This is a genomic window from Albidovulum sediminis (assembly GCF_025380365.1).
Lineage (GTDB): Bacteria > Pseudomonadota > Alphaproteobacteria > Rhodobacterales > Rhodobacteraceae > Albidovulum > Albidovulum sediminis.
Genome location: NZ_JAOCQF010000002.1, coordinates 547348 through 569129, shown reverse-complemented (window position 1 = coordinate 569129; position 21782 = coordinate 547348). Strand labels below are relative to the sequence as shown.

General features: G+C 68.7%; 19 protein-coding genes and 1 tRNA gene. 9 read left to right on the top strand and 11 right to left on the bottom strand.

Annotated elements, in window-relative coordinates; genetic code table 11:
* Window positions 1-159: 159 nt before the first annotated feature.
* Window positions 160-2196 carry a DEAD/DEAH box helicase gene (locus N5I32_RS14475; RefSeq protein WP_261496582.1) on the bottom strand — a complete coding sequence of 679 codons (2037 nt, stop codon included), beginning with the start codon at window positions 2194-2196 and terminating at the stop codon, window positions 160-162.
* 593 nt (window positions 2197-2789) lie between these two features.
* On the opposite strand from N5I32_RS14475, the gene N5I32_RS14470 reads away from it, so the two are divergent.
* Window positions 2790-3602: a hypothetical protein gene (locus N5I32_RS14470; protein WP_261496581.1), complete on the top strand. Its 813-nt coding sequence runs from the start codon at window positions 2790-2792 to the stop codon at window positions 3600-3602.
* A gap of 2 nt (window positions 3603-3604) precedes the next feature.
* On the top strand, window positions 3605-4717 hold the full coding sequence (locus N5I32_RS14465) for a BamA/TamA family outer membrane protein (RefSeq protein WP_261496580.1): 1113 nt from the start codon (window positions 3605-3607) through the stop codon (window positions 4715-4717).
* 96 nt (window positions 4718-4813) lie between these two features.
* Here the strand turns inward: N5I32_RS14465 and N5I32_RS14460 are convergent, their stop codons facing one another.
* Window positions 4814-5758 (bottom strand): helix-turn-helix domain-containing protein, encoded by a 945-nt coding sequence (locus tag N5I32_RS14460; protein ID WP_261496579.1) that lies wholly within the window; start codon window positions 5756-5758, stop codon window positions 4814-4816.
* Window positions 5759-5994: 236 nt separating this feature from the next.
* Between N5I32_RS14460 and N5I32_RS14455 the strand changes: the two genes are divergently transcribed.
* Entirely contained in the window at window positions 5995-7401 is a 1407-nt protein-coding gene (locus N5I32_RS14455; protein ID WP_261496578.1) for an arylsulfatase B, read from the top strand.
* Window positions 7402-7485: 84 nt separating this feature from the next.
* Entirely contained in the window at window positions 7486-8442 is a 957-nt protein-coding gene (locus N5I32_RS14450) for a formylglycine-generating enzyme family protein (protein ID WP_261496577.1), read from the top strand.
* Window positions 8443-8460: 18 nt separating this feature from the next.
* Here N5I32_RS14450 and N5I32_RS14445 read toward each other — a convergent pair whose 3' ends face one another.
* From N5I32_RS14445 to N5I32_RS14435, 3 genes are all read right to left on the bottom strand, one after another.
* A complete protein-coding gene (locus N5I32_RS14445) occupies window positions 8461-9504 on the bottom strand; it encodes an AraC family transcriptional regulator (RefSeq protein ID WP_261496576.1) in 1044 nt (347 codons plus the stop codon).
* A 607-nt stretch (window positions 9505-10111) separates the two neighbouring features.
* Window positions 10112-10187, bottom strand: a tRNA-Thr gene (locus N5I32_RS14440).
* 47 nt (window positions 10188-10234) lie between these two features.
* Window positions 10235-11923 carry an ABC transporter permease gene (locus tag N5I32_RS14435; RefSeq protein ID WP_261496575.1) on the bottom strand — a complete coding sequence of 563 codons (1689 nt, stop codon included), beginning with the start codon at window positions 11921-11923 and terminating at the stop codon, window positions 10235-10237.
* An 89-nt stretch (window positions 11924-12012) separates the two neighbouring features.
* Here N5I32_RS14435 and N5I32_RS14430 point away from each other — a divergent pair, with 89 nt between their 5' ends.
* On the top strand, window positions 12013-12885 hold the full coding sequence (locus N5I32_RS14430; protein ID WP_261496574.1) for a hypothetical protein: 873 nt from the start codon (window positions 12013-12015) through the stop codon (window positions 12883-12885).
* 28 nt (window positions 12886-12913) lie between these two features.
* Here the strand turns inward: N5I32_RS14430 and N5I32_RS14425 are convergent, their stop codons facing one another.
* Window positions 12914-13174, bottom strand: a complete 261-nt coding sequence (locus tag N5I32_RS14425) for a DUF2312 domain-containing protein (protein ID WP_261496573.1) — start codon at window positions 13172-13174, stop codon at window positions 12914-12916.
* A 144-nt stretch (window positions 13175-13318) separates the two neighbouring features.
* Between N5I32_RS14425 and N5I32_RS14420 the strand changes: the two genes are divergently transcribed.
* On the top strand, window positions 13319-13534 hold the full coding sequence (locus N5I32_RS14420; protein WP_261496572.1) for a hypothetical protein: 216 nt from the start codon (window positions 13319-13321) through the stop codon (window positions 13532-13534).
* A 22-nt stretch (window positions 13535-13556) separates the two neighbouring features.
* Here N5I32_RS14420 and N5I32_RS14415 read toward each other — a convergent pair whose 3' ends face one another.
* The gene (locus tag N5I32_RS14415; RefSeq protein WP_261496571.1) at window positions 13557-15635 is read right to left on the bottom strand and encodes an enoyl-CoA hydratase-related protein; all 2079 of its coding nucleotides are present in this window, start codon (window positions 15633-15635) and stop codon (window positions 13557-13559) included.
* Window positions 15636-15766: 131 nt separating this feature from the next.
* Window positions 15767-16090, bottom strand: coding sequence for a TraR/DksA family transcriptional regulator (locus N5I32_RS14410; protein ID WP_261496570.1), 324 nt, complete (start codon window positions 16088-16090; stop codon window positions 15767-15769).
* A gap of 169 nt (window positions 16091-16259) precedes the next feature.
* Here N5I32_RS14410 and N5I32_RS14405 point away from each other — a divergent pair, with 169 nt between their 5' ends.
* From N5I32_RS14405 to N5I32_RS14395, 3 genes are read left to right on the top strand one after another with little or no spacing between them, the layout of a single operon-like run.
* Window positions 16260-16697, top strand: coding sequence for a YeeE/YedE family protein (locus N5I32_RS14405; RefSeq protein ID WP_261496569.1), 438 nt, complete (start codon window positions 16260-16262; stop codon window positions 16695-16697).
* Entirely contained in the window at window positions 16697-17128 is a 432-nt protein-coding gene (locus N5I32_RS14400; protein WP_261496568.1) for a DUF6691 family protein, read from the top strand. The genes N5I32_RS14405 and N5I32_RS14400 overlap by 1 nt, the downstream gene beginning before the upstream one ends.
* 10 nt (window positions 17129-17138) lie before the next feature.
* On the top strand, window positions 17139-17564 hold the full coding sequence (locus N5I32_RS14395) for a protein tyrosine phosphatase family protein (RefSeq protein ID WP_261496567.1): 426 nt from the start codon (window positions 17139-17141) through the stop codon (window positions 17562-17564).
* A gap of 99 nt (window positions 17565-17663) precedes the next feature.
* Here the strand turns inward: N5I32_RS14395 and N5I32_RS14390 are convergent, their stop codons facing one another.
* Genes N5I32_RS14390 through N5I32_RS14380 form a run of 3 tightly spaced genes read right to left on the bottom strand, consistent with a single transcriptional unit; the run spans window position 17664 to window position 21739 of the window.
* A complete protein-coding gene (locus N5I32_RS14390) occupies window positions 17664-18719 on the bottom strand; it encodes a FliM/FliN family flagellar motor switch protein (RefSeq protein WP_261496566.1) in 1056 nt (351 codons plus the stop codon).
* A 57-nt stretch (window positions 18720-18776) separates the two neighbouring features.
* Window positions 18777-21470, bottom strand: coding sequence for a sensor histidine kinase (locus tag N5I32_RS14385; protein ID WP_261496565.1), 2694 nt, complete (start codon window positions 21468-21470; stop codon window positions 18777-18779).
* Entirely contained in the window at window positions 21470-21739 is a 270-nt protein-coding gene (locus N5I32_RS14380) for a YiaA/YiaB family inner membrane protein (protein ID WP_261496564.1), read from the bottom strand. Before N5I32_RS14380 ends, N5I32_RS14385 begins: the two co-directional genes overlap by 1 nt.
* Window positions 21740-21782 lie beyond the last annotated feature (43 nt).

Genomic DNA, 21782 nt, shown 5'->3' with positions numbered 1-21782 from the left:
TCCCCCAAAACGCCAAAGGCCCTGCGGCCGACCATGGGGTCGGCAGTCAGGGCCTGCTTGCCACTCGGCTTCTCACCAGCTGTGGGTCAAGCGTATACTTGCGACCACGCCAGTCAAGAGGGGTTGCGCAGGAAACGGGGGAACCGGCGCGGCGGGGAATTACCGCTTGCCCTTGGGTCGACGCGGAGGTGCCTCGCCGGGTTTCGGGCGGCGCGCCTGCGCGTATTTGCCCTTGGGCTTGCCCCCGGCACCCGCGGGCTTGCCCCCGGTCTTGGGTCCGGTCTTGGGTCCGGGCCTTGCGGGACTGTCGCCGGCTTCGGGCGCCGGGCCGGCCTTGACTGGCCGCGATGCCTTCTGCTCGGCGCTCCAGCGGGGTTTGACGCGCTGCTTTCCGCCCGATGGCGCCTCGGGCGCGGCAGGGGTGGGTGCTTGCTGCGGCGCGGCCTGCGGAGGCCGGTCGTCCGTCACTGGCCTTGCGGCGGGCGCGGGCCTTGCGGCGGGCGCGGGCCTTGCGGCGGGCGCGGGCCTTGGGGCGGTTGCGGGCCGTGCCTTCGCGGAAAAATCCCGGCCCGGGCGCGCGGGCTTCTGCCCCGCGCGGTCCGCGAAGCCGCGCTCCGCGGTCGGTTCCCCCTGAAGACGGTTCATCACCAGCCCCGGTTCGATCTCGGTCGTTTCGCCGAAGCGGGGCGCGGCCGCGGTCGCGATCTGAACGAAGGTCTCCCGCTCGCGCACGCGGATCGCGCCGATGTCGTCGCGGGTGATCCCGCCCGCGTCGCAGATCTTCGGCAGCAGCCAGCGCGCCTCTGCCCGGCCGGCATGCCCGACCGACAGCGCGAACCAGACCGAAGCCCCGAATTCGCGCGGGGCGCGCGGCGCCGCATCCGAGGGCGGGGCGGTTTCGGTCAGTTCCTCGGGCGGCGGGCGGCCTTCGCGCCACAACTGGACGAAGGCGGCGGCGACCTGTTCGGCGCCGACCCGGGCCAGCAGATCGCGGGCGATGGTCATGTCCTCCAGCGTCGCACCCAGCGCCGGATGATCCAGCATGCGGAGGTCGTCGCGCGCCCGGACATCGTCAGCCGACGGCGCCTTGCCCCAGTCGGCGGTCACCTTCGCGCCCTGCAACAGGCGCTGCGCCTTCTTGTAGTCCGCAGGCGTGACGATCAGCGCCGAAACGCCCTTGGCGCCGGCACGGCCGGTCCGGCCCGACCGGTGCAGGAGCGTGTCCGGGTTGGTCGGCAGATCGGCGTGGATGACAAGTTCCAGCCCCGGCAGGTCGATGCCGCGCGCCGCGACGTCGGTCGCGATGCAGACCCGCGCACGCCCGTCGCGCAGGGCTTGCAGGGCGTGGGTGCGCTCCTGCTGCGACAACTCGCCCGACAGCGCCACGACGCGGAAGCCGCGGTTGCCCATACGGGCCAGAAGGTGGTTCACGTTGGCCCGCGTCTTGCAGAAGACGATGGCCGTCCGCGCCTCGTAGAACCGCAAGAGGTTGAAGATCGCGTTCTCGCGATCCCGTGCGGTCACGGACAACGCCCGATAGGCGATGTCGCCGTGCTGGCGCGCCTCGCCCATGGCGGCGACGCGCAGGGCATCGCGCTGGAAATCCCGCGCCAGCTTCTCGATGGCGGCGGGCACGGTGGCCGAGAACATCAGGGTGCGGCGGCCTTCCGGCGCCGTGCCCAGGATGAACTCCAGATCCTCGCGGAAGCCGAGATCCAGCATCTCGTCCGCCTCGTCCAGCACGGCGACGCGCAGGTGCGCCAGGTCAAGGCTGCCGCGCTCGATGTGATCGCGCAGGCGCCCGGGCGTACCGACGACGATATGCGCCCCCTGCGCCAGCGAACGCCGTTCGCTGCGGTAGTCCATGCCGCCGACGCAGCTTGCGATCCGGGCACCGGCGGCCGCGTAGAGCCAGCCGAGTTCCGCGGCGACCTGCAGCGCCAGTTCGCGCGTCGGCGCGATGACGAGGGCCAGAGGGGCGTCGCTCCGGGGAAGCACATCCCCCGGCCCCAGCAGGTCGGGCGCCACGGCGATGCCGAACGCGACCGTCTTGCCCGATCCGGTCTGCGCGGAGACCAGAAGGTCGCGTCCCCGCGCACCGGGGGCCAGCACGGCCGTCTGCACGGAGGTGAGGGTCGCATACCCTCGGTCGTTCAACGCTGCGGCCAGAGGCGCGGCGATCTCTGTCTGGGTCATCCGTCTGCCTGATCTGGGTCCCTGGGGTCATGCCGGTCGCCCGGCCCTGACGTTGCGGGCATCTTGCCGCGCCGCGTTGCACCGGTCGAGCCTTCGCCCTAGCGCCCGGTCGGGCAAGAGTCAAAGCCCGTTCGCGCCGACGGGCGGGGGCAGGCCATTTCAGGACGAAGCGCCGCGGCCACCCCTGCACCGCGCACCCGAAGGACGATCCTTCGCCCATCCGGCGCTCGTACGCGCGCGCGCAGGCCCGTAGCGTCCGGAAAACCACGCGCAACTGTCCGAAAATGGCCAATGCCCCCGCTGATCCGCGCGTATCACGGCCTTGCGAGTTCAGGTTGCTGGGGAGAGCGCCTTTCACGAAGTCGGAAGCGGTTCGGACGCGTTCACGGGCGGCAGGGGCGACAGCCCTGCGCACGGGCCGCGCATCGGCGGGCCGGGATGCGTCCGGGCGCCCGCGCATCGCATCACGCCGGCCAAAACCGGCTGCGGCATCGCCCGGCGCACCAGGGCGCCGGAAAGAATTATCGGGCCGGACGGGGCCCCGTGTTCCGCCAGGCCCGGCGGGACAAGACGTATCGGAAGGGGAATGAGACATGCAAAAGACGAACCGCCAGCACGACAGCATCGCGACGGCGTGGCTCCGGCTGGCAAAGCCATCGCGCAGCGGCCTTGGCCGGGCGGCTCTGGTGCTCGGGCTTCTGACGGCCCATGGGGCCGCGGCGCAGGACACGGCGTCGGGGTGGGAGATGCGCTTCACGCCCTATCTCTGGGGATCAGGTCTGTCGGGCACCGTCTCGACCATCGCCGGCCTGCCTGACGCCGAGGTCGACTCCTCCTTCAGCGACATCCTCGAGAATCTCGACTTCGGTCTGATGGGGGTGTTCAGCGCCCGCAAGGACAACTACGGCATCTTCGGCGATGTCATGTACGTCAACCTCGGCGCTGGCGGCGAGACGCCCGGCGGACTGTTCGGGGGCACCAGCGCCGATATCCGGAACGTCGTCGTCACCCTTGGCGGCGATTACGTCGTGTCGAAAAGCGCCTCGAGCGAGGTCCGCGTCGGCGCCGGCCTTCGCTACTGGGATGTGAACGTCGATCTGAACCTCAGCGCCGGGACGTTGCCCGCCGCTTCGGCCTCTGTCTCCAACAGTTGGGTCGATGCGATCGCCGGCGTGAACTGGAAGACCGACCTGAGCGACCGGACCTATTTCTCCGGCTGGGCCTTCGCCGGCGGCGGCGGGTCCGACTTCACCTCCGACATCTTCGCCGGCATCGGTTACCGGATCAGCGACCGGACCGAACTGATCGGCGGCTACCGCTACCTGAGCGTCGACCGCAGCGACGGCGACTTCCTTTACGATGTCGAGCAGCAGGGCGCCCTGATGGGTGTCAGCTTCGGGTTCTGAAGATGGGCGCGCCCGGACAAGGCCTGCGTCTCGGGGCCCTCGCGGTCCTGGCCGCGCTTGTCTTCGCGCAGGCCGGCGCACAGCCGGTCGAACCTTCGGAGCCGACCGGGCCGGTCGATCTCGGCACCGCCGAGACGGTCGGCCTGCGCAACGGGTCCTTCGTGCTGGCCCCAATCCCGTTCGAGAACCCGTCGCTGGGCAGCGGGCTTGCCCTGGGCGGGGCTTATCTGTTCAAGGCCGATCCCGGCTCCGGCACGTCGTTCGTCGGTCTTGGCGCGTTCAAGACCAGCAACGACAGCCGGGGCTACGGCTTCGGCCTGGGCACCAAGCTGCGCTCGGACCAGCTGAACTTCTCCGTCCGCGGCGCCGATGCCGATCTGAACTACGACCTCTACGCCGCCGGCACCCCGGTGCCGATCACCCAGTCGGTCTCCGCGGTCGAAGTCGAGTTCGGCTACGGTTTCCGCGACAACCTCACGGCCGGAGCCGGGCTGTCCTATGCCAACACGGTCCTGTCGCCGCGCCTTGGCGTGCTGCCCCCGGATCTCGCGCTCGACGCGGACCTGGAGCTTGCCAAGGGCAAGCTGTTCCTGACCTGGGACAGCCGGGACGACAGCATGTATCCGACCACCGGCGCGCTTGTCTCGGGCGAGGTGACCTACGGGACATTCCTCAACGCCGGCGACCGGGATTACTGGAAGGCCGTGGTCAAGGCCGCGGGCTACCGGACCCTCCTGGGCGACGGCGTCCTTGCCGGGCGCGTCACGGCGTGTTCGGCCACCTCGGACGCGCCCTTCTTCGATGCCTGCTCCCTGGGCGCGACCGATTCCTTCCGCGGCTATTCCTCGACCGAGTTCATCGACGACGCCCTTCTGTCGTTCCAGGCGGAGTATCGCGGGCAGCTTTACAAGCGGTTGGGATATGTCGTCTTTGCCGGTGCCGGCGCGGTCGGCCCGGACCTCGGCGCGGCGGCGGCGGGGTCCTACCGGACAGCTGCGGGGATCGGCATTCGCTATCGGTTGTCGAAAACATTCCCGCTCGATTATGCCATCGACCTTGCCGCGAATGAGCGGGGGGAAAGCCTTCTTTACGTCAGCGTCGGGCAGAGATTCTGAAATCAGCCTTCCGTCCGGAATACAATTCTTTCTTCGATTATTTGATCGGTTGATTTGTGCTTTAATTGATTTCATAATAACATTATTAATATGTAATCAATTCCGCGATCTTGCCCGGGTTTCCGCAGGAGATTCGCCAAAAAGCGCGCGATATCCGACCGAGAATCTTCCAAGCTCGATAAACCCAAGGCCGACCGCCGCGGCGCTCACGCTCGGATAGTCGCCTTTGCGCAGCGCCGATCTGACCTTGTGCATGCGCTTGAGATAGAAATAGCGCTTCGGCGCAACGCCGAACCATTCGAGGAAGATGCGGTTCAAGGTCGGATAGCTGACGCCAAGCGTCTCCGCGATCTCCGCGATGTCGAGGGAGTCATGGTCGTTGTCGCCGACGATATCGCGCAACCTGCGCAGAACGCCGGGCCTCGGAATCATCGGCCTTCCCGCCGACGGGGTAGCGCCACGATGCGTCAGCGCGGCATGAAGCGCCTCGTCAAGCTGGTCGGTCAGGGCCGTCAAATCGCATTTATCTATTTGTAAATAATTAATACTATCAGAAAGCTCGGTCAGTATGGACCGCAGGCGCGCCAGAGGCTCGGCAGGGATGTCGCGAACCACGGACCCGGCCTTCGGCAGGTCGATGCGCACGCCCATCCGGTCCGCGCGGGCCAGGAAACCCTCGGGCAGCGTCAGCACGCATTCCGCCAGTCCGGCTGACGACTTGTCCGCATGCTCGGAGCCGGGGGCGTAAAGGCCGATGTGCGCCGGCGTCAGTTTCTGCCCGAGCAACCGGCACCCCGCCTTGATCGCGATCGGCACCATGATCGAATGGCGATCCGCCGAAGAATTGCCCTCGCAACTCGCCTCTCCGGCAATAAACCGGATATACTGAAAGCTCCAATCCCGCAGGCCGATCTGCGTGAGATGAGATTTGAACGCGCCCTTTCCGATCTGAATGGCGCTGACGTTCACATGGCGAAGCGCATGCGACATCTCCTCCGCATCCGCGAAGCTCCGACTAACCAGGAAGGAAGCACGGTCCATTCGCCGATTCCCACATGCCGAATTCAGGTCATTATCTCAGATTATGATAGAAACTGCATAGCCATTTTTGACACTTGGGCCTATTTCATTTGAATGGGGGCTTAGCCCCAGGATTTGCACGAAACGGAGACTCTCAGATGACCGACGCTCACTCTCGCCCCCAGACGGGGGTCCCTCTGCCGGAAGATGCGTCAGGCCACACGCGCAGACAGGTCCTGATCGGAGGCGCAAGCTTCGTGAGCGCGGGCGCCGCGGCAGGCTTTCTGGCGGACGGCATGTTCCACCCCGCCGCGGCGGCCGACGGAACGGCACCCAACATCGTCTACATCGTCATCGATGACGCGGGTTTTGCCGACGTCGGCTTCAACGGCGCGACCGACATCAAGACGCCGAACCTCGACGCCCTGGCGGCTGAGGGCGCGCGGCTCGAACAGTTCTACACCCAGCCGATGTGCACGCCCACGCGGGCCGCGCTGATGACCGGCCGGTATCCGCTGCGCTACGGGCTCCAGATCGGGGTTATCCCGGGGGCCGGCCAATACGGTCTGGCGCTCGATGAAAAGCTGCTTCCGGAATACCTGAGGGAAGCCGGGTACAAGACGGCGATGTCCGGCAAATGGCACATCGGCCACGCCAAGGTCGAGTTCCTGCCGCCGCAGCGCGGGTTCGATTCCTTCTATGGCGCGACGGTCGGCGAGATTGACCATTTCGAACATGCGTCGCATGGCGTTCCGGACTGGTACCGCGACAACACCCCGATCGAGGAAGAGGGTTTCGACAACACCCTGTTCGGAGCCGAGGCGGTGCGGGTCATCAACGACCATGACACGTCGTCGCCGCTGTTCCTCTACCTCGCCTTCACCGCGCCGCACACGCCGTGGCAGGCGCCCCAGGAATACATCGACCGGTTCGCCGACATCCCGGACGAGAACCGCCGGCTCTTCGCAGCGATGATGGCTGTTGTCGACGACGAGGTCGGCAAGGTCGTGGCGGCGCTGGAGGAAAAGGGTATGCGCGACAATACCCTGATCGTGTTCCACAGCGACAACGGCGGCACCCGGGACAGCATGTTCTCGGGCGACACGCCGGTGCAGGGCAACATGCCCGCCGACAACGGACCCTTCCGCGCCGGCAAGGGCACGGTCTATGAGGGCGGCACCCGCGTCGCCGCCTGCGCCAACTGGCCGGGCAAGATCCAGCCGGGCAATGTGAACGGCATGATGCATGTCGTCGACATGCTGCCCACCATCGCCGGACTTGCAGGAATCGAACTGAACGGTGAAAAGCCGCTGGACGGCATGGACGTGTGGGCCACGCTCAGCCAGGGGGCCGCTTCCCCGCGGACGGAGATCGTCTACAACATCGATCCGCTGTCGGGCGCGGTGCGCCAGGGCGACATGAAACTGGTATGGGTTGCGGCCCTGCCCGGTTCGATCGAGCTTTTCGATCTGTCGGCCGACCCCGGTGAAGGCACCAACATCGCCGAGGCGAACCCCGAGGTCGTCACCCAGCTTCAGGCCCGCATCGTCCAACTGGCGAAGGAGATGGCGCCGCCACTCCTGATCCGGGAGGCGATCCGCCTGACCTACTACGTGCCGCCGGAAATGGCGGACACGCAGGAGCTGTTCTCCATCGGCGACTAACGCCCAAGCCCCCCGCGCCAGCCGAAACCCCGGCTGGCGCGATCCCATTCGTCTTTGCGGTGCAGAGGACCCGACGTGAACGACATGACCGCACCTTCATCCCTGGCCGAACCGGCGCGGCAGGCGCGCGAGGGTATGATCTGGATCCCGGGCGGGACCTTTCTCATGGGATCCGACCGCAACTATCCCGAAGAGGCGCCGGCGCATCGGGTGTCCGTCGACGGGTTCTGGATCGACCGTACCTGCGTCACCAACCGGGAATTCGCCCGCTTTGTCGAAGCGACCGGGCATGTGACCCTGGCCGAACGGCCCGCCGACCCTGCGGACTATCCCGACGCGGCGCCGGAACTGCTGGTTCCGGCCTCGGCCGTCGTACAGATGCCGGAACGGCCCGTCAACATGGGCCTGCCCTATTCCTGGTGGGCCTATGTGCCGGGCGCGGACTGGCGCCACCCGCGCGGGCCCGGCAGTTCCATCGACGACCTTCCCGACCACCCGGTGGTGCATGTCTCGTTCGAGGACGTTGCCGCCTATGCGGCCTGGGCCGGCAAGGACCTGCCCACCGAGGCGGAATGGGAATTCGCCGCCCGCGGCGGCCTAAACGGCGCCGAGTTCGCCTGGGGTGACGAACTGGTGCCGGGCGGCGTTCACATGGCCAACACCTGGCAGGGAGAGTTCCCGCGGGTGAACACGATGGAGGATGGCTATCTCTGGACCTCCCCCGTTGGTGCCTTTCCGGCAAACGGATACGGCCTGTTCGACATGATCGGCAACGTCTGGGAATGGACCGCCGACTGGTATCAGGACCACGCCAGGATCGAACGGCCCTGCTGCGTGGCCAGAAACCCCCGCGGCGGGCCGGAAGAGACGAGCGGGGGCAGCGCGGGTCCGAACCGGCAGACCCCGCGCAAGGTGCTCAAGGGCGGGTCGCATCTCTGCGCGCCGAACTATTGCCAGAGGTACCGCCCAGCCGCGCGGCTTGCGCATCCGGTCGACACGACGACCTGCCACGTCGGTTTCCGCTGCGTCCTGCGGGCGTGATCGCGGACTCGCCTCCGGCTAGTGCAACGGCTCGTTGCGCCCGTGCATCCTGAACTGCTGACCGATGCCGCTGCGCCTTGCATCGCCCGGCGCCATTCCGGTCATCCGTCGGAAGGCCCGGCCGAAATGCGCGGCGTCCGAATAGCCCAGCATGACGGCGATCTCGGTGATCGGAATCTGCGTCTCGGCGATCAGTTCGCGCGCGCGGTCCATGCGGGTCTTCAGGACGAGGTCGCGGTAGGAAATCCCGATCTCGTCCAGCTTCCGTCTCATCGTGCGCTCTCCATAGCCAAGCTGGCCCGCAATCTTTTCCATCTCGACGTTGCCTTCATCGACCCCCAGCCTGACGAGGGCCTCGATCGAGGAGAACACGTCCCGCGGCGGGCCCGACGTGACCTCGAGCACGATGTCCTTCATCGTGACCAGCCGTGTCGGCGCGACGCGGCGCCCTTTCGACAGGGCGGCGCGGCGCATCACCAACGCCATCGTCGGCTGCATGAAGCGGACTTCGCACCCGAAAAGCGCCTCGTAATCGGCAGCGTTCGGCGGCTTGGGAAAGTCGAACTCGACATGGGTGAGGACCGCCCCGCCGGAAAAATAGGGCTCTCCGATCGACAGCATGATCCGCGCGGCCAGGACGGCGTAATGCCGGTACCCCGGCGCCCCCCGCAGGGCCGCGTAGTATCTGAAATACGCAAGTTCGCCCTTGCACTCGACCGTGGATCGGTCGAACGAGCAGTTGAAGGGCAGCATCGCGCAGGCCAGCCGCAGGGCGTCATGCAGCGTTTCGGGGGCCGTCACATAGCCTGAGAACTTGCCGAAGGTCGCGATGGAGGCATGACGCCCGATTGCGATCCCGATATCCTCGCCCGCCTCTTTCGAGACCGAGTCGAAGAAGAGAAGCTGGCTTGCATGCGGGATATGGTGGCGCAGGCTGTAAAGCGCGACTTCCGGCAGCTCGGCCTCGCCGAGGCTGCGCTTCATCGCGCGCGTGCCGACGATCCTTTCGATCGGCTCTGTCAGTCCGATCAGCGTTCGTGTCGAAATAAACGGAACCTGCATTCCCACGGCGCGCGCTCCCCCTGCCTTCATCTGGTCCGGGCGGCGCTTCAGGCCGCGGTTCCGGCCGGAACAGGCTGGCCGGGAAGATGCCGGCTCCGGGGCATCGGCGCCCGGCGGGTGTGTTTCGCAATTGTCCGAAGTCTGCGGACCCTGGCTTCCATCTTCCCCGTCCTTCCCATCCTCCGGCCGACCCCCGCGATGCGCAGGTGACCGCTGAGGGGCCGGCAAGGGCACCCCGGACCCGGAGCCGTCGCGGCAAGGCGGCCGCGCCCACGGGATTGCCCATGCCGATGCGCGCCCCAAGGTCGAGTGCGCTTCGCCTGCCTGGAAAGGAACCCGCCTCCCCGCGGTTCTCTCCCCCTCTCCGGCGCCACATCGCGTCGCGGTCACGGCCGAACGCAGACGGATCGCAGGCCATGCAACACCGCGCCCCTGTCCGAACCCCGTCGTCCGTTGCGCGGATCGCCTGTCCCGCCACGATGCTACATCGCGCCGGAGTTTCAGCATACTGCATTTGTTGAGCCGCACGCATTAGCCATTTTCGGACAGGCGGGGCGACCGCCGCAGGGGTGCGCGCGGGCGGAACATCGGCGTTTCGCGGGAAATCTGGTGCCCCCAGACGGACTTGAACCGCCGACCCTCTGATTACAAATCAGATGCTCTACCAGCTGAGCTATAGGGGCATGGCTGTTGAGATAGACGCCTTGGCCCCGTCACGCAAGGGGAAGGCTCAGCGCCCCGTGCCGCGGTGCTGGGCGCGCGCCATCAGGCCCACGGCCAGAAGCCCGACGGCCATCACCAGAAGCGCGGGCGGGGAAGCGTCGCCGAGGTTCTCGAGGCTCGCCTTCTCGTGCACGCGGGTGGCCAGCGTCTCGAAGTTGAAGGGCCGGAGCAAGAGCGTCGCGGGCAGTTCCTTGACCCCGTCGACGAAGACCAGCAGCAGCGCCGTCCCCACCGATCCGCGCATCAGAGGCAGGTAGACCTCGCGCAGGGCGCCGCCCGTCGTCCGACCGAGCGAACGCGCGGCCATCGGCAGCGAGGGCGAGACGCGCCCGAACGCGGTGTCGAGCGCGCCCTGCGCAATGGCGAAAAAGCGGACGGCGTAGGCGAGCACGATCGCCGCCGCCGTCCCGGTGACGAGAAGCCCCGGATCGGTCCCCGTCAGGGCCAGCACGAGGTCGGCCAGCGCATGGTCGAAGGCCGCCATGGGGATGAGGATGCCGACAGCCAGGACTGCCCCCGGCGCGGCATAGCCGATGGTGGTGGCCGGCAGAAGCAGGCGCGGCAACCGCCGCCCGGTCAGGCGCACGCCATAGACCATGACGATCGCCGCCAGGACGGTCAGCGCCGCCGCCGATCCCGCCACCGTCATCGTGTTCAGGAATGCCCTGAGCAGCCCCTTGCCGACCCAGGCCTCCGGATTGGCCACGGCATGGGCAGAGATGACCGAAAGGGGAAGGACAAAACCCATCCCGAAGGGGACGAGGCACAGGAACATCGCCAGCCATCCGGCGCCCCCCGTCAGCGCCACGCGGTTGACCGGGCGCGGCTGGCGGGCGGAGTGGTAGTATCGCGAATGGCGCCGGCTCGTCTTTTCCAGCGCGACAAGGACCAGGATGACGGTCAGCAGCACGCAGGCGATCTGCGCCGCCCCGCCCGCATTCCGCGATTCGAGCCAGACCGAGAAGATGCCCGTCGTCAGCGTCTGCACGCCGAAGAAATCGACCACGCCGAAGTCGTTCACCGTCTCCATCATCACGATGGCGGCCCCCGCGGCAATGGCCGGGCGGGCCAGCGGCAGGCCCACGCGCAGGAAGAGGCCCGCGGGGCCCGCGCCAAGGGCACGCGCGACCTCGTAACTGCCCGCCGACTGTTCGCGGAAGGCGGCGCGGGCCATCATGTAGACATAGGGATAAAGTGCCGCCGCCAGCACCACGACCGCCATCGTCCGAGAGCGGATCTCGGGGAACCAGTAGTCGCGCGGCGAGGTCCAGCCCATCGCCTCGCGCAGGGCGGTCTGGACCGGCCCCGAATAGTCGAGGAAGTCGACCAGCACGTAAGCCCCGACATAGGCGGGGATCGCCAGCGGCAGCAGCAGCAGCCACTCCAGAAGCCTCGACAGGGGAAAGCGGTACATGGTGACCAGCCAGGCGGCCCCGGTCCCCACCGCCGCGGCAAGCGCCCCGCTGCCAAGCGTCAGGACGGCGGTGTTGCCCAGGTAGCGCGGCAGGGTGGTGGAGATGAGGTGCGGCCAGATGTTCTCGCTCGGCCGGAAGGCGATGGCCACGACCGACAGGATCGGCAACAGCACGAGTGCTGCTATGGCAAGGGCCGCCAGCGACCAGAGCCCGCTGCCCGCCACGCGGATCTTGCGGGGCGCGGTCGGGGCGTTTTCGGGATCGGCGGACAGGCTGGTCATGGCGCCGGGGTTAGCTGAAACCGGTTTTCCTGTCCAGAAAGCCCGTATAGTGTCCGCCGCGGGCAGTCACGGGCGGAGATCCTTCGGGCATGCGGGTGATCTATCACATCGGCGCGCATTGCACCGACGAAGGGCGGATTCTGAAGACGCTCCTGAAGAACCGCGGGCTTCTGGTGGAGCGTGGTGTCGCCGTCCCTTCGCCCGCGCAGTTCCGCCCGGTCCTGCGCCGCGCGATGCAGTCGCTGTCCGGCGGGATGCTGGGCCAGGACGCGGGCCAGATGATCATCGAGGATCTGCTGGACGGCACCCCGGCCGAAAGGCTGATCTTCAGCCACGACTTCCTGATGTCGATCCCGATGCACGCGATCGGCGAGGACGGGCTATACGCGAACGCCGCGCGCAACGTCGCCGCCCTGTCGCGCATCTTCGCCGAGGGGCGGTGCGAGTTTCACATCGGCCTGCGCAACCCGGCAACGCTGGTGCCCGCGCTGGTCGGACTGCAGCGGGGCCAGACCTACAAGGACGTCATCGGCGCGGCGCATCCGCTCGAAATGCGCTGGCAGACGGTGATCGAGCGCATCGTCGACCGTGTCCCAGATGCGCGGCTTGTCCTGTGGTGCGACGAGGATCTGGCCTTCGTTTGGCCCGAGGTGCTGAGGCGCATGGCCGGGCTTGACCGCGCCACGCCGATCGAGGGGGAGGATGATTTCCTGTCCACTCTCCTGACCGCCGAAGGGCTGGCTGCCCTGCGCGCGCGCCTTGCGTCCGCACCGGCGGACGTCGAGACGCGCCGCGCGCTTACCGAAAAGGCGCTGGCCAGCCATCTGCGCGAAGGCGCATCCGATGAGGCAGTCGAAGTGCCCGGATGGACCCAGCAGCTGGTCGATCAGATGACGGCAGATTACGAGGGCGATGTGGCGGCGATCGCCGGCCTGCCGCAGGTGGAATTCCTCTGGCCCTGAGCGGGGCGCAAGGCGGGCGGGGCTTTGTTCAGCCCATGCCCAGTGCGGCCTTGTACATCTCCAGAATCGCCTCTTCCTCGGCCACGTCGTCGCGGTCACGCTTGCGCAGCGCGATGATCTTGCGCATCACCTTGGTGTCATAGCCGCGCGCCTTCGCCTCGGCCATGATCTCCTTCTGCTGCTCGACGATGTCCTTCTTCTCGGCCTCGAGATGCTCGTACTGTTCGATGAACTGCCGGAGTTCGTCGGCGGCAACGTTGTAGGTGGCGTCGGACACGGGCTGGTTCATCGTTGGGCTCCCTTAGGACAGGCGTCTTGACTAATGCCTCGCGGCAGGCGCTTCAAGGGGGGCCGGGGCGTCCGGGGCGCGCGTGGCCTTGCCGTTGGCGCCGCCGCGCGCTAGTGCGTCACCAACGGGCGAAGGGGGGCTTGCATGGGCTGGCTGATCTGGGGCGGAGCGGGCGTCACGCTGCTGGGGCTGGCAGGTCTGGTCGGCTGCATCGTCGCCGTGTCGCAGGCGCGCCGCGCCGGGCTTGACGAGACCGCGCTGCGCGCGAAGCTGCAGCGGGTCATCGTCTGGAACTTCGCAGCACTCCTGCTTTCGGCGCTTGGCCTGATGATGGTCGTTATCGGCATCGCCCTCGGCTGACGCCTGCCCCGTCAGCCCCCCGTCAGGCCCCGTTCAGGTCGTCGAACCGCTTCCCGATCCGGATCATCTCGTCCCAGATGGGGGCCGGGCGCCAGAAGCGTTCGTCCCCGCCCTGCGCTAGCGTGCGGAGCTGGTTGCGCACCGACAGCAGCCCCGCGCGGTCCGCAACCTGCATCGGGCCGCCCCCCCAGCGCGGCAGGCCGTGGCCCGCGATCATCACCAGATCAATGTCCGATGGCCGCCGGGCGGCCCCTTCCACGATCAGGCGGGCGCCCTCGTTGGCCAATGCGGCCATCAGCCGCGCGCGAATCGTCGCTTCGGGCAGCGGGCGCGCAGCCTCGCCGCGCTGCTGCACCAGCACCGCAAGAACGTCCGGGTCCGGCCGTCCGACGCCGGTCGCGTCATAGCGGTAGTAGCCCGCGCCGGTGGAGATGCCGCCGCGCCCGAGTTCGAGCAGCGCCAGCCCGATCCCGGCATTGCCGAGCGGATGTTCATCCTCGGTCTCAAGGCGGGCGCGCCATTCGAGGTCGGCGATCAATCCCTGCCGGTCGAGCGCCGCATAGGGCCCGACCGACCAGCCGTCCGCCATCATCGCCGCGTCGATGGCATAGGGGGTGGCGCCTTCCTCGAGCAGCCGGTCAGCGGCAAAGCGCAGCGCGCCGGTCAGCCGCTCACCCAGGCTGCCGTCGGTCAGGCCCGTGCGCACCACCCGCCGCCCCGCCCCGCGCAGCAGCGCCAAGGTCGCCGCCAGGATCTCGCGGTCGGTGATCGGGCTGGCGGCCAGTTCGAACAGCCGGTCCGAAGCGGGCCCGGCGGGCCTGAGCCCGACCACCGCGCGCGGACGCCCGGAGACCGAGATCGCGGCATCGAGGTCGGGGCCGGTCGCCGCGGTGGCGAGGATCGCGCCCTCGGCGGCGACACGGCCGAAATCCGCCATCCGCGTCCGCGCATTTCGCCCGGCCAGTTCCGACAGGTCCAGGATGATGTCTATCCCGTCGAGGTCGCGCGCCTCGGTCGCGCCGTCGAGCCGCGTCCATTCCTCGCGTCGGGCGGTCGCCGTCCGGCGCCCCTGCGCCTCTTCGCGCTCATAGGCCAGCGCGACAAGGCCAATGGTCCGGGTCAGCACTTCGGTATCGGCATCGAACAGCGTCACGCGCAGGCCGCGGCCCAGAAGGTCGCAGGCCAGGTCGGCCGCAAGCGCCCCCTCGCCGGCCACCGCCACGGTGCGGCGCGGGACGATCTCGATCCCGGCGAGGTCCGGGTGGATGGGCAGCCGCCGCTCTGCCCGGAGGACATGGCGCAGCGCCGCCGAGACTGCACTCGCGCGCAGTTCCTCGTACACCACGCGCTCATAGGCAAAGCCCTCGTGCGCGGGCAGGAGCAGGGAAGCCTCGACGCAATCGATGATCCGGCCGGGTGCCGAGGGTTCGGGTGCGCGCGGAATGCTGCGTGCCGCGTCGATGGCGGCGAGGAACGCCCGGCCTTCCTGCACGCCATCGGTGGGGGTCGGGCGCCCCGCGGGGGCCATGCCCAGCGCCAGGTCCCGCGCCCGGGCCAGCGCGCCGGCCAGGGGATTGTCCGCCACGGCGTCGACAAGGCCGAGAGCGGCCGCGCGCTCTGCCGTCACCGCCTGTCCGGACAGCAGCATCGTCAGCGCCGCCCCCGCGCCCACCAGACGCGGCAACCGCTGCGTCGCCCCCCCGCCGGGCGACAGCCCGAAGGCCACCTCCGGCAGCCCGAGCCGCGTGTCGGGCGCGGCCACGCGCGCGCGCGCTGCCAGCGCCAGTTCCAGCCCGCCGCCCAGAACAGCGCCGGAGAGCGCGGCCACAACAGGCTTCAGGCATCCCGCGACCCCGTCGCAAAGATCGGCCAGCGTCGGGGCCTCCTGCGGGCGGTCGTGGTCGCGCAGATCGATCCCGGTCGACCAGGTGCGCCCGTCGGCCGCGAGGACGATCGCCATTACGGCGGGGTCCGCCTCGGCCGCCTCGATCGCCGCAAGCAGATCCGCACGCACCTCGCGCGAGAGCGCATTGACGGGGGGATTCGCGATCAGGAGGGTCGCGATCCCCCCGCTCGTCGCCGCGATCACCCGCTCTGTCATGACCCTTCACGCTCCGCCCTTGCCGGACCTGCTCCGTCGGCGCGCATCCAGTCACCCTGCGCGCGGCGGCCCGGCCGCTTTGGACAAAGCTTAGCGTCGTGCAAGCGTTTCGCAATCGCGCGCTGGGGCGTTCAGCGGCGCGGCGCGCAATCCCGGCAGAAGGGCGTGGCCGGCAGCACATCCAGGCGTTCCTCGGCGATCTCGGCCCCGCATTTCACGCAATAGCCGTATTCGCCCTCCTCGACCCGCTTCAGCGCGGCGTCGATCATGCGCATCTCGTGCTGCGCCGAGAGCCCCAGGTCCTCGAGCACCTCGTCCCCCTCCCGCTCCACGGCAAGCTCTTCCCAGTCCTTCGATTCGTGGGCGTCAAGCTCCTGTCCGATCTCCGCGATGCGCGCCAGAAGCGCGGCGCGGCGCGATTCGAGTTCTGCCTTGCGGGTAGCGACGGATTTCATCGGCGTCTCCTTGGTCCATTGTCCCAGTTACTCAGGCTCCGACAGTCGCGACATTGATGCAAGTCAATCCGCACGCTCCGGCGCCATCACCTGTCCGGCACCTACGCATTCACCCATTGCAATGCGTTCGGACAAAGGCATAACAGTTGCGCAAACAGGGAGAATTCACATGCAGGCAGACTGGATCTGGGGGCTTGCCGGGGGGCTGATGATCGGCATCGCCGCTGCGGCCTATCTGCTTCTGAACGGCAGGATCCTGGGGGCCTCGGGCATCCTCGGCGGCCTCGCCGACGGCAGCGAATGGCGCGCGGGGGCGGGGGCCGCGGTGGAAAACATCGCCTTTCTGGCCGGCCTCGTGCTGGTGCCCGGGGGGCTCTGGTACTTTCTGGGGCGGCCCGAGACGCATCTGACCTCCAGCCCCGCGATCCTGGCTGCGGCAGGGCTTCTCGTCGGGGTGGGCACTCGTCTGGCCAACGGCTGCACCTCGGGTCACGGCGTGTGCGGGCTTTCGCGCCTGTCGTTCCGGGGCTTTGTCGCCACCGTCTTCTACCTGGTCGGAGGCGGCGTGTCGGTCGTCCTCTTCCGCCATCTCCTCGGGGTGTCGTGATGCGTCTGGGCGCGGCCTTTCTCTGCGGCGGTCTCTTCGGCAGCGGTCTTCTCGTCTCGGGCATGACCGACACGGCGCGGGTGATCGGCTGGCTCGACATCTTCGGGCAGTGGGACCCGACGCTGGCCTTCGTGCTTGCCGGCGCCATCCTTCCGATGATCGTCGCCTGGCGCGCGGCGGGGCGCCGCGGCACGGCCGTCTACGGCGGCAGCCTGACGCCACCACCCTTGCACGATGTCGACCGCGGGCTTGTCATCGGTTCGCTCGCCTTCGGGCTTGGCTGGGGGTTGGCGGGACTTTGCCCCGGCCCGTCGATTGCCGTCCTGACCTTCGGCGGCTGGAACGCGCTGCTCTTCCTTGTGGCGATGTTGGCGGGTATGGTCGCGGCACCTGTACTGCGGGTGCGGATCGACCGACTCGCCGCCGGCTGAGGAGAAGATCATGGATATCCGCCACCTGACCCCGGCTTATGCCGTCTCGCCCCAGATCACGCCCGAGGACGTGCCCGCGTTGCGCGCGGCCGGCTTTGCCGCGGTGATCTGCAACCGGCCCGACGCCGAGAATCCCGACGGCCTGCGCGCCGCCGACCTGCGCGCCGCGGTCGAGGCCGCGGGCATGGAATTCATCGAGAACCCGCTTGTTCCGGGCGCCTTCACGCCGGAAAACATCGCCGTTCAGGCCCGCGTGCAGGACGACACGGCGGGGCCGGTCTTCGCCTATTGCGCGTCGGGCAACCGCTCCTCCATCGCCTGGGCGATGACCCAGGCCGGCAGGATCCCGACCGAGGAACTGATCGCCCGCGCCGCCAGGTGGGGCTACAACCTCGAGCCGTTCCGCGCCCGTCTGGACGATCTGGCCAAACGCTGAACCTCGCGCGGCCGGCCTGTCGGTCGCGCTGTCCGCACCCGGTTCCGACATCGCCACGTGGCGCCACCGCGCATCCGCGCCCCGACCGGACCTTCCGGGTCAGCCCGCCTGACGGGTCGGGAAGGCCCGGCCGGAGGGTGCCGCGCCGGGCGCGGGCGCTGCGGCGCGGCGGGCCGCGCCGGCGCCCGCATCTGCGCTGCGCCCCCCCGTCCCCAGCCCTTCCAGCGGCGGCGCGAGGGGGCGCGATTCGATCGCGGGCCCGGGTGGTTCGCCCGCCAGCCCCTCCTCGATCCGCAACGCCCGCGCCCCGCGGAAGCGCCCAAGCCGCCCGCGTGCGAAAGCGCCGCCCCCGCCCACCTCCAGCGACACGCGCGCGACGCAGTCGGCGGGAACGGGCAGCAGCATGCCCGGCCGCAGGCCAAGCATGGCATCGGCCGTCACGCGGATGCGGGCAAGGACCGCCTCCGCCTCGGCCGGGGCCGCCAATAGCGCGCGTTCCAGCCGCGCGGACCAGTCACGCGCCTCGGGCGTGGGGCCGGCCGCCTCGGCGTGGCGCGCGCCGCGTCCCTCCGCCGGCAAGGCCAGAAGGAGCGTCCCCTGCCGCTCACCCCCCTCGCCCAGAAGCAGGCCGAGCCGCAAGACCCGGATCGCCCCGTCTTCGAGCAGGAGCGGCAGCGGCCGGGGATCGTCGAGGCAGGAGGCATAGTGGAACCCTTCCGCCCAGACCGCGTCTTCGGTTCCCGCGACCTCCTCGCTCAATCCGGCAAGGGCCGCATCGACGAAACCCGCCATCATCGCCGCATCGGTGCGCGTCGGGCGGCGCGCGGCCGGTGCCGCCGCGGCGAGGCGCCCCGTCGTCTGCACCTCGATCAGCGCCGACAAGAGCCCCGGACCCAGTGCACAAAGCCCGATCGCCTCACCCGGCCCGTCCAGAAGCGCCAGCAGCGCCTGATCCTCAAGAATCTCCGGCAGTTCGGCCAGCGACCGCACCGCCTCTGCCTGCGCCTGCACGCGCAGCGGAAGGGCAAAAAGCCCGTGCGCCGCCCGTGCCAGCGCCTGCCCCAGCGCGTGTGCGGCCGCAGCCGTGGCGGTACCTTCGCCCCCCGCCGCAACCTTCCGCTGCAGAACCGATGCCGCGACCTCCGCCATGCCCATGCCTCGCGCCCCTGAGAGAGGTGTCGCAAGGAAGGGTTAGCAAATGATTGACATGGCTCAGGCGGCCTGCTCGACGCTCTTGCGCACGGGCAGCGTGACGCGGAAGGCGGCGCCGCCCTGCCCCGGCAGATAGGCGACCGAGCCGCCGAGGTTGACCATGATCTCCCGGCAGATCGCCAGGCCCAGCCCGGCCCCGCCCGCACGGCTGGTGTCGGTCAGACGTGCGAACTTCTCGAAGATGAGGCCTTGCGACTTCTTCGGGATGCCCGCACCGTTGTCGATGAAGTCGATCTCGATCCGGCTGCCCTTGCGGCGCACCTTGATCGTCAGTTCCGGGCGCTCCGCATCGCAATACTTCCGGGCGTTCGAGATCAGGTTGATGAACACCTGCACCAGACGGTCGGTGTCGGTGATCACCGGCTGATGCTCGGCCGCGATGTCTCGGTGGATCAGGAACGACCGTTCGGGCCGTGTCGACCCCGCCGCCTGGAGCGCGCGGTCGATCAGGTCATGCAGGTTGGCAGCGCGGATGTTGAGCTGCACCTTGCGGTTTTCCAGCACCGACAGATCCAGCAGATCATTCAGCAGCCCGGTCAGGCGGATCGCCTCGTCCTGGATGATGCCCGCGTATTTCCGCCGCATCTCGGGCGGAAGATCCTCATCCATCAGGATTTCCGAGAACGCTCGGATCGAAGTCATGGGCGTGCGCAACTCATGGCTGATCTGGCTCAGGAACGCGTCCTTCTGGACCGAGATCTCGGTCAGCTTCTCGTTGGCGTCGCGGAGCTGGCGGGCGGTGCGGGCCAGTTCCTCGGACTTCGCCTCGAGCTGGGCGGAATACTCCATGATCTGCTGCGCCTCGGAGGCGACCGCCATCAGGTCCTGCGCCGAAACCGCCGCCCCCACCGCGAACTGCGCGATCATCGCATGCGCGGTGGCCGATCCCACCGAACCGGCCAGACGCCGTTCGAGCCGCTCGATGAAGTCGGGCGTGGTGTCGGGAAGGAAGCCGACCCGGCCCTGCCCCGCGGCCTCGGCGCGGAAGAATTCCTGCGCCTCCTCAGCGCCGAGAATGCCCTGCGACATCGCCAGAAGGTCCTCCGCCTCGACCCCGCCGCGCGACCAGCCGCCCTGCCCCTGCGCCTGGTCGAAGACGTTCACGAAGGCCAGGCCCTGAAGCCGCTCAAGGGGCGTGGGAAAGGTCAGGAGCGATCCCGCCAGAAACGCAAGGCTGTTCAGGCCAAGCGACCAGAAGACCGCATGCAGCAGCGGGTCGAGTGCCTCGGACCCGAAAAGCGCCTGCGGGCGCAGCCAGGACACCCCCCACGGCCCCTCGGTCAGGACGGCATGGGACAGAAGGCCCTCTTCCCCGAACGAGGGCAGGTAGAGCGTGTAGATCCAGACCAGAAATCCCGTGACCAGGCCCATCGCCGCACCGCGCCCGGTGGCGCCGCGCCAGAAGACCGCCCCCAGCATTGCCGGCAGGATCTGCGCCACGCCGACAAAGGCGATCAGGCCAATGGCCGCCAGGGCCGCCGACCCGCCCGACAGGCTGTAGTAGGTGTAGCCGAGCGCGAGGATACCGGCGATGGAGACGCGCCGCGATGTCAGGACAAGCCCCCGCACGTCGCCCGGCGCCCGCGCGCCGCCTTCCCGGAAGGCCAGCCAGAGCGGGACGATGACATGGTTCGAGACCATCGTGGCCAGCGCGATTGCGGCGACGATCACCATGGACGTGGCCGAGGAGAACCCGCCGAGGAAGGCCAGCATCGCCAGCTTGCCCTGATCGAAGGCCAAGGGCAGCGTAAGGACGAAAAGGTCCGGATTGGCGCCGGCGGGCAGGACCGACAGGCCCACGACGGCGATCGGCACCACGAACAGGCTCATCAACAGCAGATAGAGCGGAAAGGCCCAGGACGCCGTCGCCAGGTGCCGCTCGTCGGAGTTCTCGACCACCATGACCTGGAACATCCGCGGCAGCGTGACGACCGCGGCGGCCGAGACCATCGTCAGCCCGATCCAGCGCGCGGGTTTCAGCGGCCAGTCCGCGATGGGCGAGGCGTCGATGCGCGCGAAGACCTCCGCCCAGCTTCCCGCCACGCCCCAGACGACGAAGATCCCCACCGCCAGCAACGCCACCAGCTTGACCACCGCCTCGAGCGCGATCGCCATGACGACGCCGTGATGACGTTCGTTCGCGTCCAGGTTGCGCGTCCCGAAGAGGATGGTGAAGATCGCAAGCCCCCCCGCGACCCAAAGGGCAGTCGCCCCCTGGCCGGGCATCGCCCAGCCTTCCGGGGTGCCCGACGCGAAGACCGCGAAGGACAGCGTGACCGACTGCAACTGAAGGGCGATGTAGGGCGTCGCGGCCACCACCGCGATCAGCGTCACGATCACGCCGAGGAAGTTCGACTTGCCGTAGCGCGAAGAGATCAGGTCCGCGATCGAGGTCACGCGTTGCGTCCGGCCGATGCGGACCAGCTTGCGCACCAGCCACCACCAGCCCACCATGACCAGCGACGGGCCGAGGTAGATCGTCAGGAACTCCAGCCCCGAGCGCGCGGCATAGCCGACGGCGCCATAGAAGGTCCAGGCGGTACAGTAGATCGACAGCGACAGCGTGTAGACCATGGGCGAGCGCAGCCAGCGCGCGCTTCCGCGCGCCGCGCGCCGCTCGGCCGCCCAGGCCACCAGGAACAGGATGCCCACGTAGATCAGGCACACCGCGACGAGGATGTTGAACGGAACCATCAGCCCTCGTCCTCCGGCCCGCGCGGATCATCCTCGTCCCTGAGCGTGCGCGACAGCACGAAGGCTGCCGCGATGAGCAGGAACCAGATCGCGAAGAGGTAGATGCTGCCGCGGACGGTGTCGGGCGTTTCGGTCTGTGCCGGCAGCCACAGGATCGGCACCAGCACCAGGACAAACCCCAGCAGCGGCAGGATGCGCGCGGCGTCGGCCATGCGGCGGCGGCGGTAGTTCTGACGTTCCAGAAACAGGGGTCTCGGCTTGCGGCTCATCCTGATCCTTCCTCCCGTTGCCGGGATCATCGCGACAGCGGGG

What these genes read in the sequence shown, in the direction of transcription:
- N5I32_RS14475 (WP_261496582.1), bottom strand. Translation starts at nt 2,196, where the DNA reads ATGACCCAGACAGAGATCGCCGCGCCTCTGGCCGCAGCGTTGAACGAC.
- N5I32_RS14470 (WP_261496581.1), top strand. Translation starts at nt 2,790, where the DNA reads ATGCAAAAGACGAACCGCCAGCACGACAGCATCGCGACGGCGTGGCTC.
- N5I32_RS14465 (WP_261496580.1), top strand. Translation starts at nt 3,605, where the DNA reads ATGGGCGCGCCCGGACAAGGCCTGCGTCTCGGGGCCCTCGCGGTCCTG.
- N5I32_RS14460 (WP_261496579.1), bottom strand. Translation starts at nt 5,758, where the DNA reads ATGGACCGTGCTTCCTTCCTGGTTAGTCGGAGCTTCGCGGATGCGGAG.
- N5I32_RS14450 (WP_261496577.1), top strand. Translation starts at nt 7,486, where the DNA reads ATGACCGCACCTTCATCCCTGGCCGAACCGGCGCGGCAGGCGCGCGAG.
- N5I32_RS14445 (WP_261496576.1), bottom strand. Translation starts at nt 9,504, where the DNA reads ATGCAGGTTCCGTTTATTTCGACACGAACGCTGATCGGACTGACAGAG.
- N5I32_RS14435 (WP_261496575.1), bottom strand. Translation starts at nt 11,923, where the DNA reads ATGACCAGCCTGTCCGCCGATCCCGAAAACGCCCCGACCGCGCCCCGC.
- N5I32_RS14430 (WP_261496574.1), top strand. Translation starts at nt 12,013, where the DNA reads ATGCGGGTGATCTATCACATCGGCGCGCATTGCACCGACGAAGGGCGG.
- N5I32_RS14425 (WP_261496573.1), bottom strand. Translation starts at nt 13,174, where the DNA reads ATGAACCAGCCCGTGTCCGACGCCACCTACAACGTTGCCGCCGACGAA.
- N5I32_RS14420 (WP_261496572.1), top strand. Translation starts at nt 13,319, where the DNA reads ATGGGCTGGCTGATCTGGGGCGGAGCGGGCGTCACGCTGCTGGGGCTG.
- N5I32_RS14415 (WP_261496571.1), bottom strand. Translation starts at nt 15,635, where the DNA reads ATGACAGAGCGGGTGATCGCGGCGACGAGCGGGGGGATCGCGACCCTC.
- N5I32_RS14410 (WP_261496570.1), bottom strand. Translation starts at nt 16,090, where the DNA reads ATGAAATCCGTCGCTACCCGCAAGGCAGAACTCGAATCGCGCCGCGCC.
- N5I32_RS14405 (WP_261496569.1), top strand. Translation starts at nt 16,260, where the DNA reads ATGCAGGCAGACTGGATCTGGGGGCTTGCCGGGGGGCTGATGATCGGC.
- N5I32_RS14400 (WP_261496568.1), top strand. Translation starts at nt 16,697, where the DNA reads ATGCGTCTGGGCGCGGCCTTTCTCTGCGGCGGTCTCTTCGGCAGCGGT.
- N5I32_RS14395 (WP_261496567.1), top strand. Translation starts at nt 17,139, where the DNA reads ATGGATATCCGCCACCTGACCCCGGCTTATGCCGTCTCGCCCCAGATC.
- N5I32_RS14390 (WP_261496566.1), bottom strand. Translation starts at nt 18,719, where the DNA reads ATGGGCATGGCGGAGGTCGCGGCATCGGTTCTGCAGCGGAAGGTTGCG.
- N5I32_RS14385 (WP_261496565.1), bottom strand. Translation starts at nt 21,470, where the DNA reads ATGGTTCCGTTCAACATCCTCGTCGCGGTGTGCCTGATCTACGTGGGC.
- N5I32_RS14380 (WP_261496564.1), bottom strand. Translation starts at nt 21,739, where the DNA reads ATGAGCCGCAAGCCGAGACCCCTGTTTCTGGAACGTCAGAACTACCGC.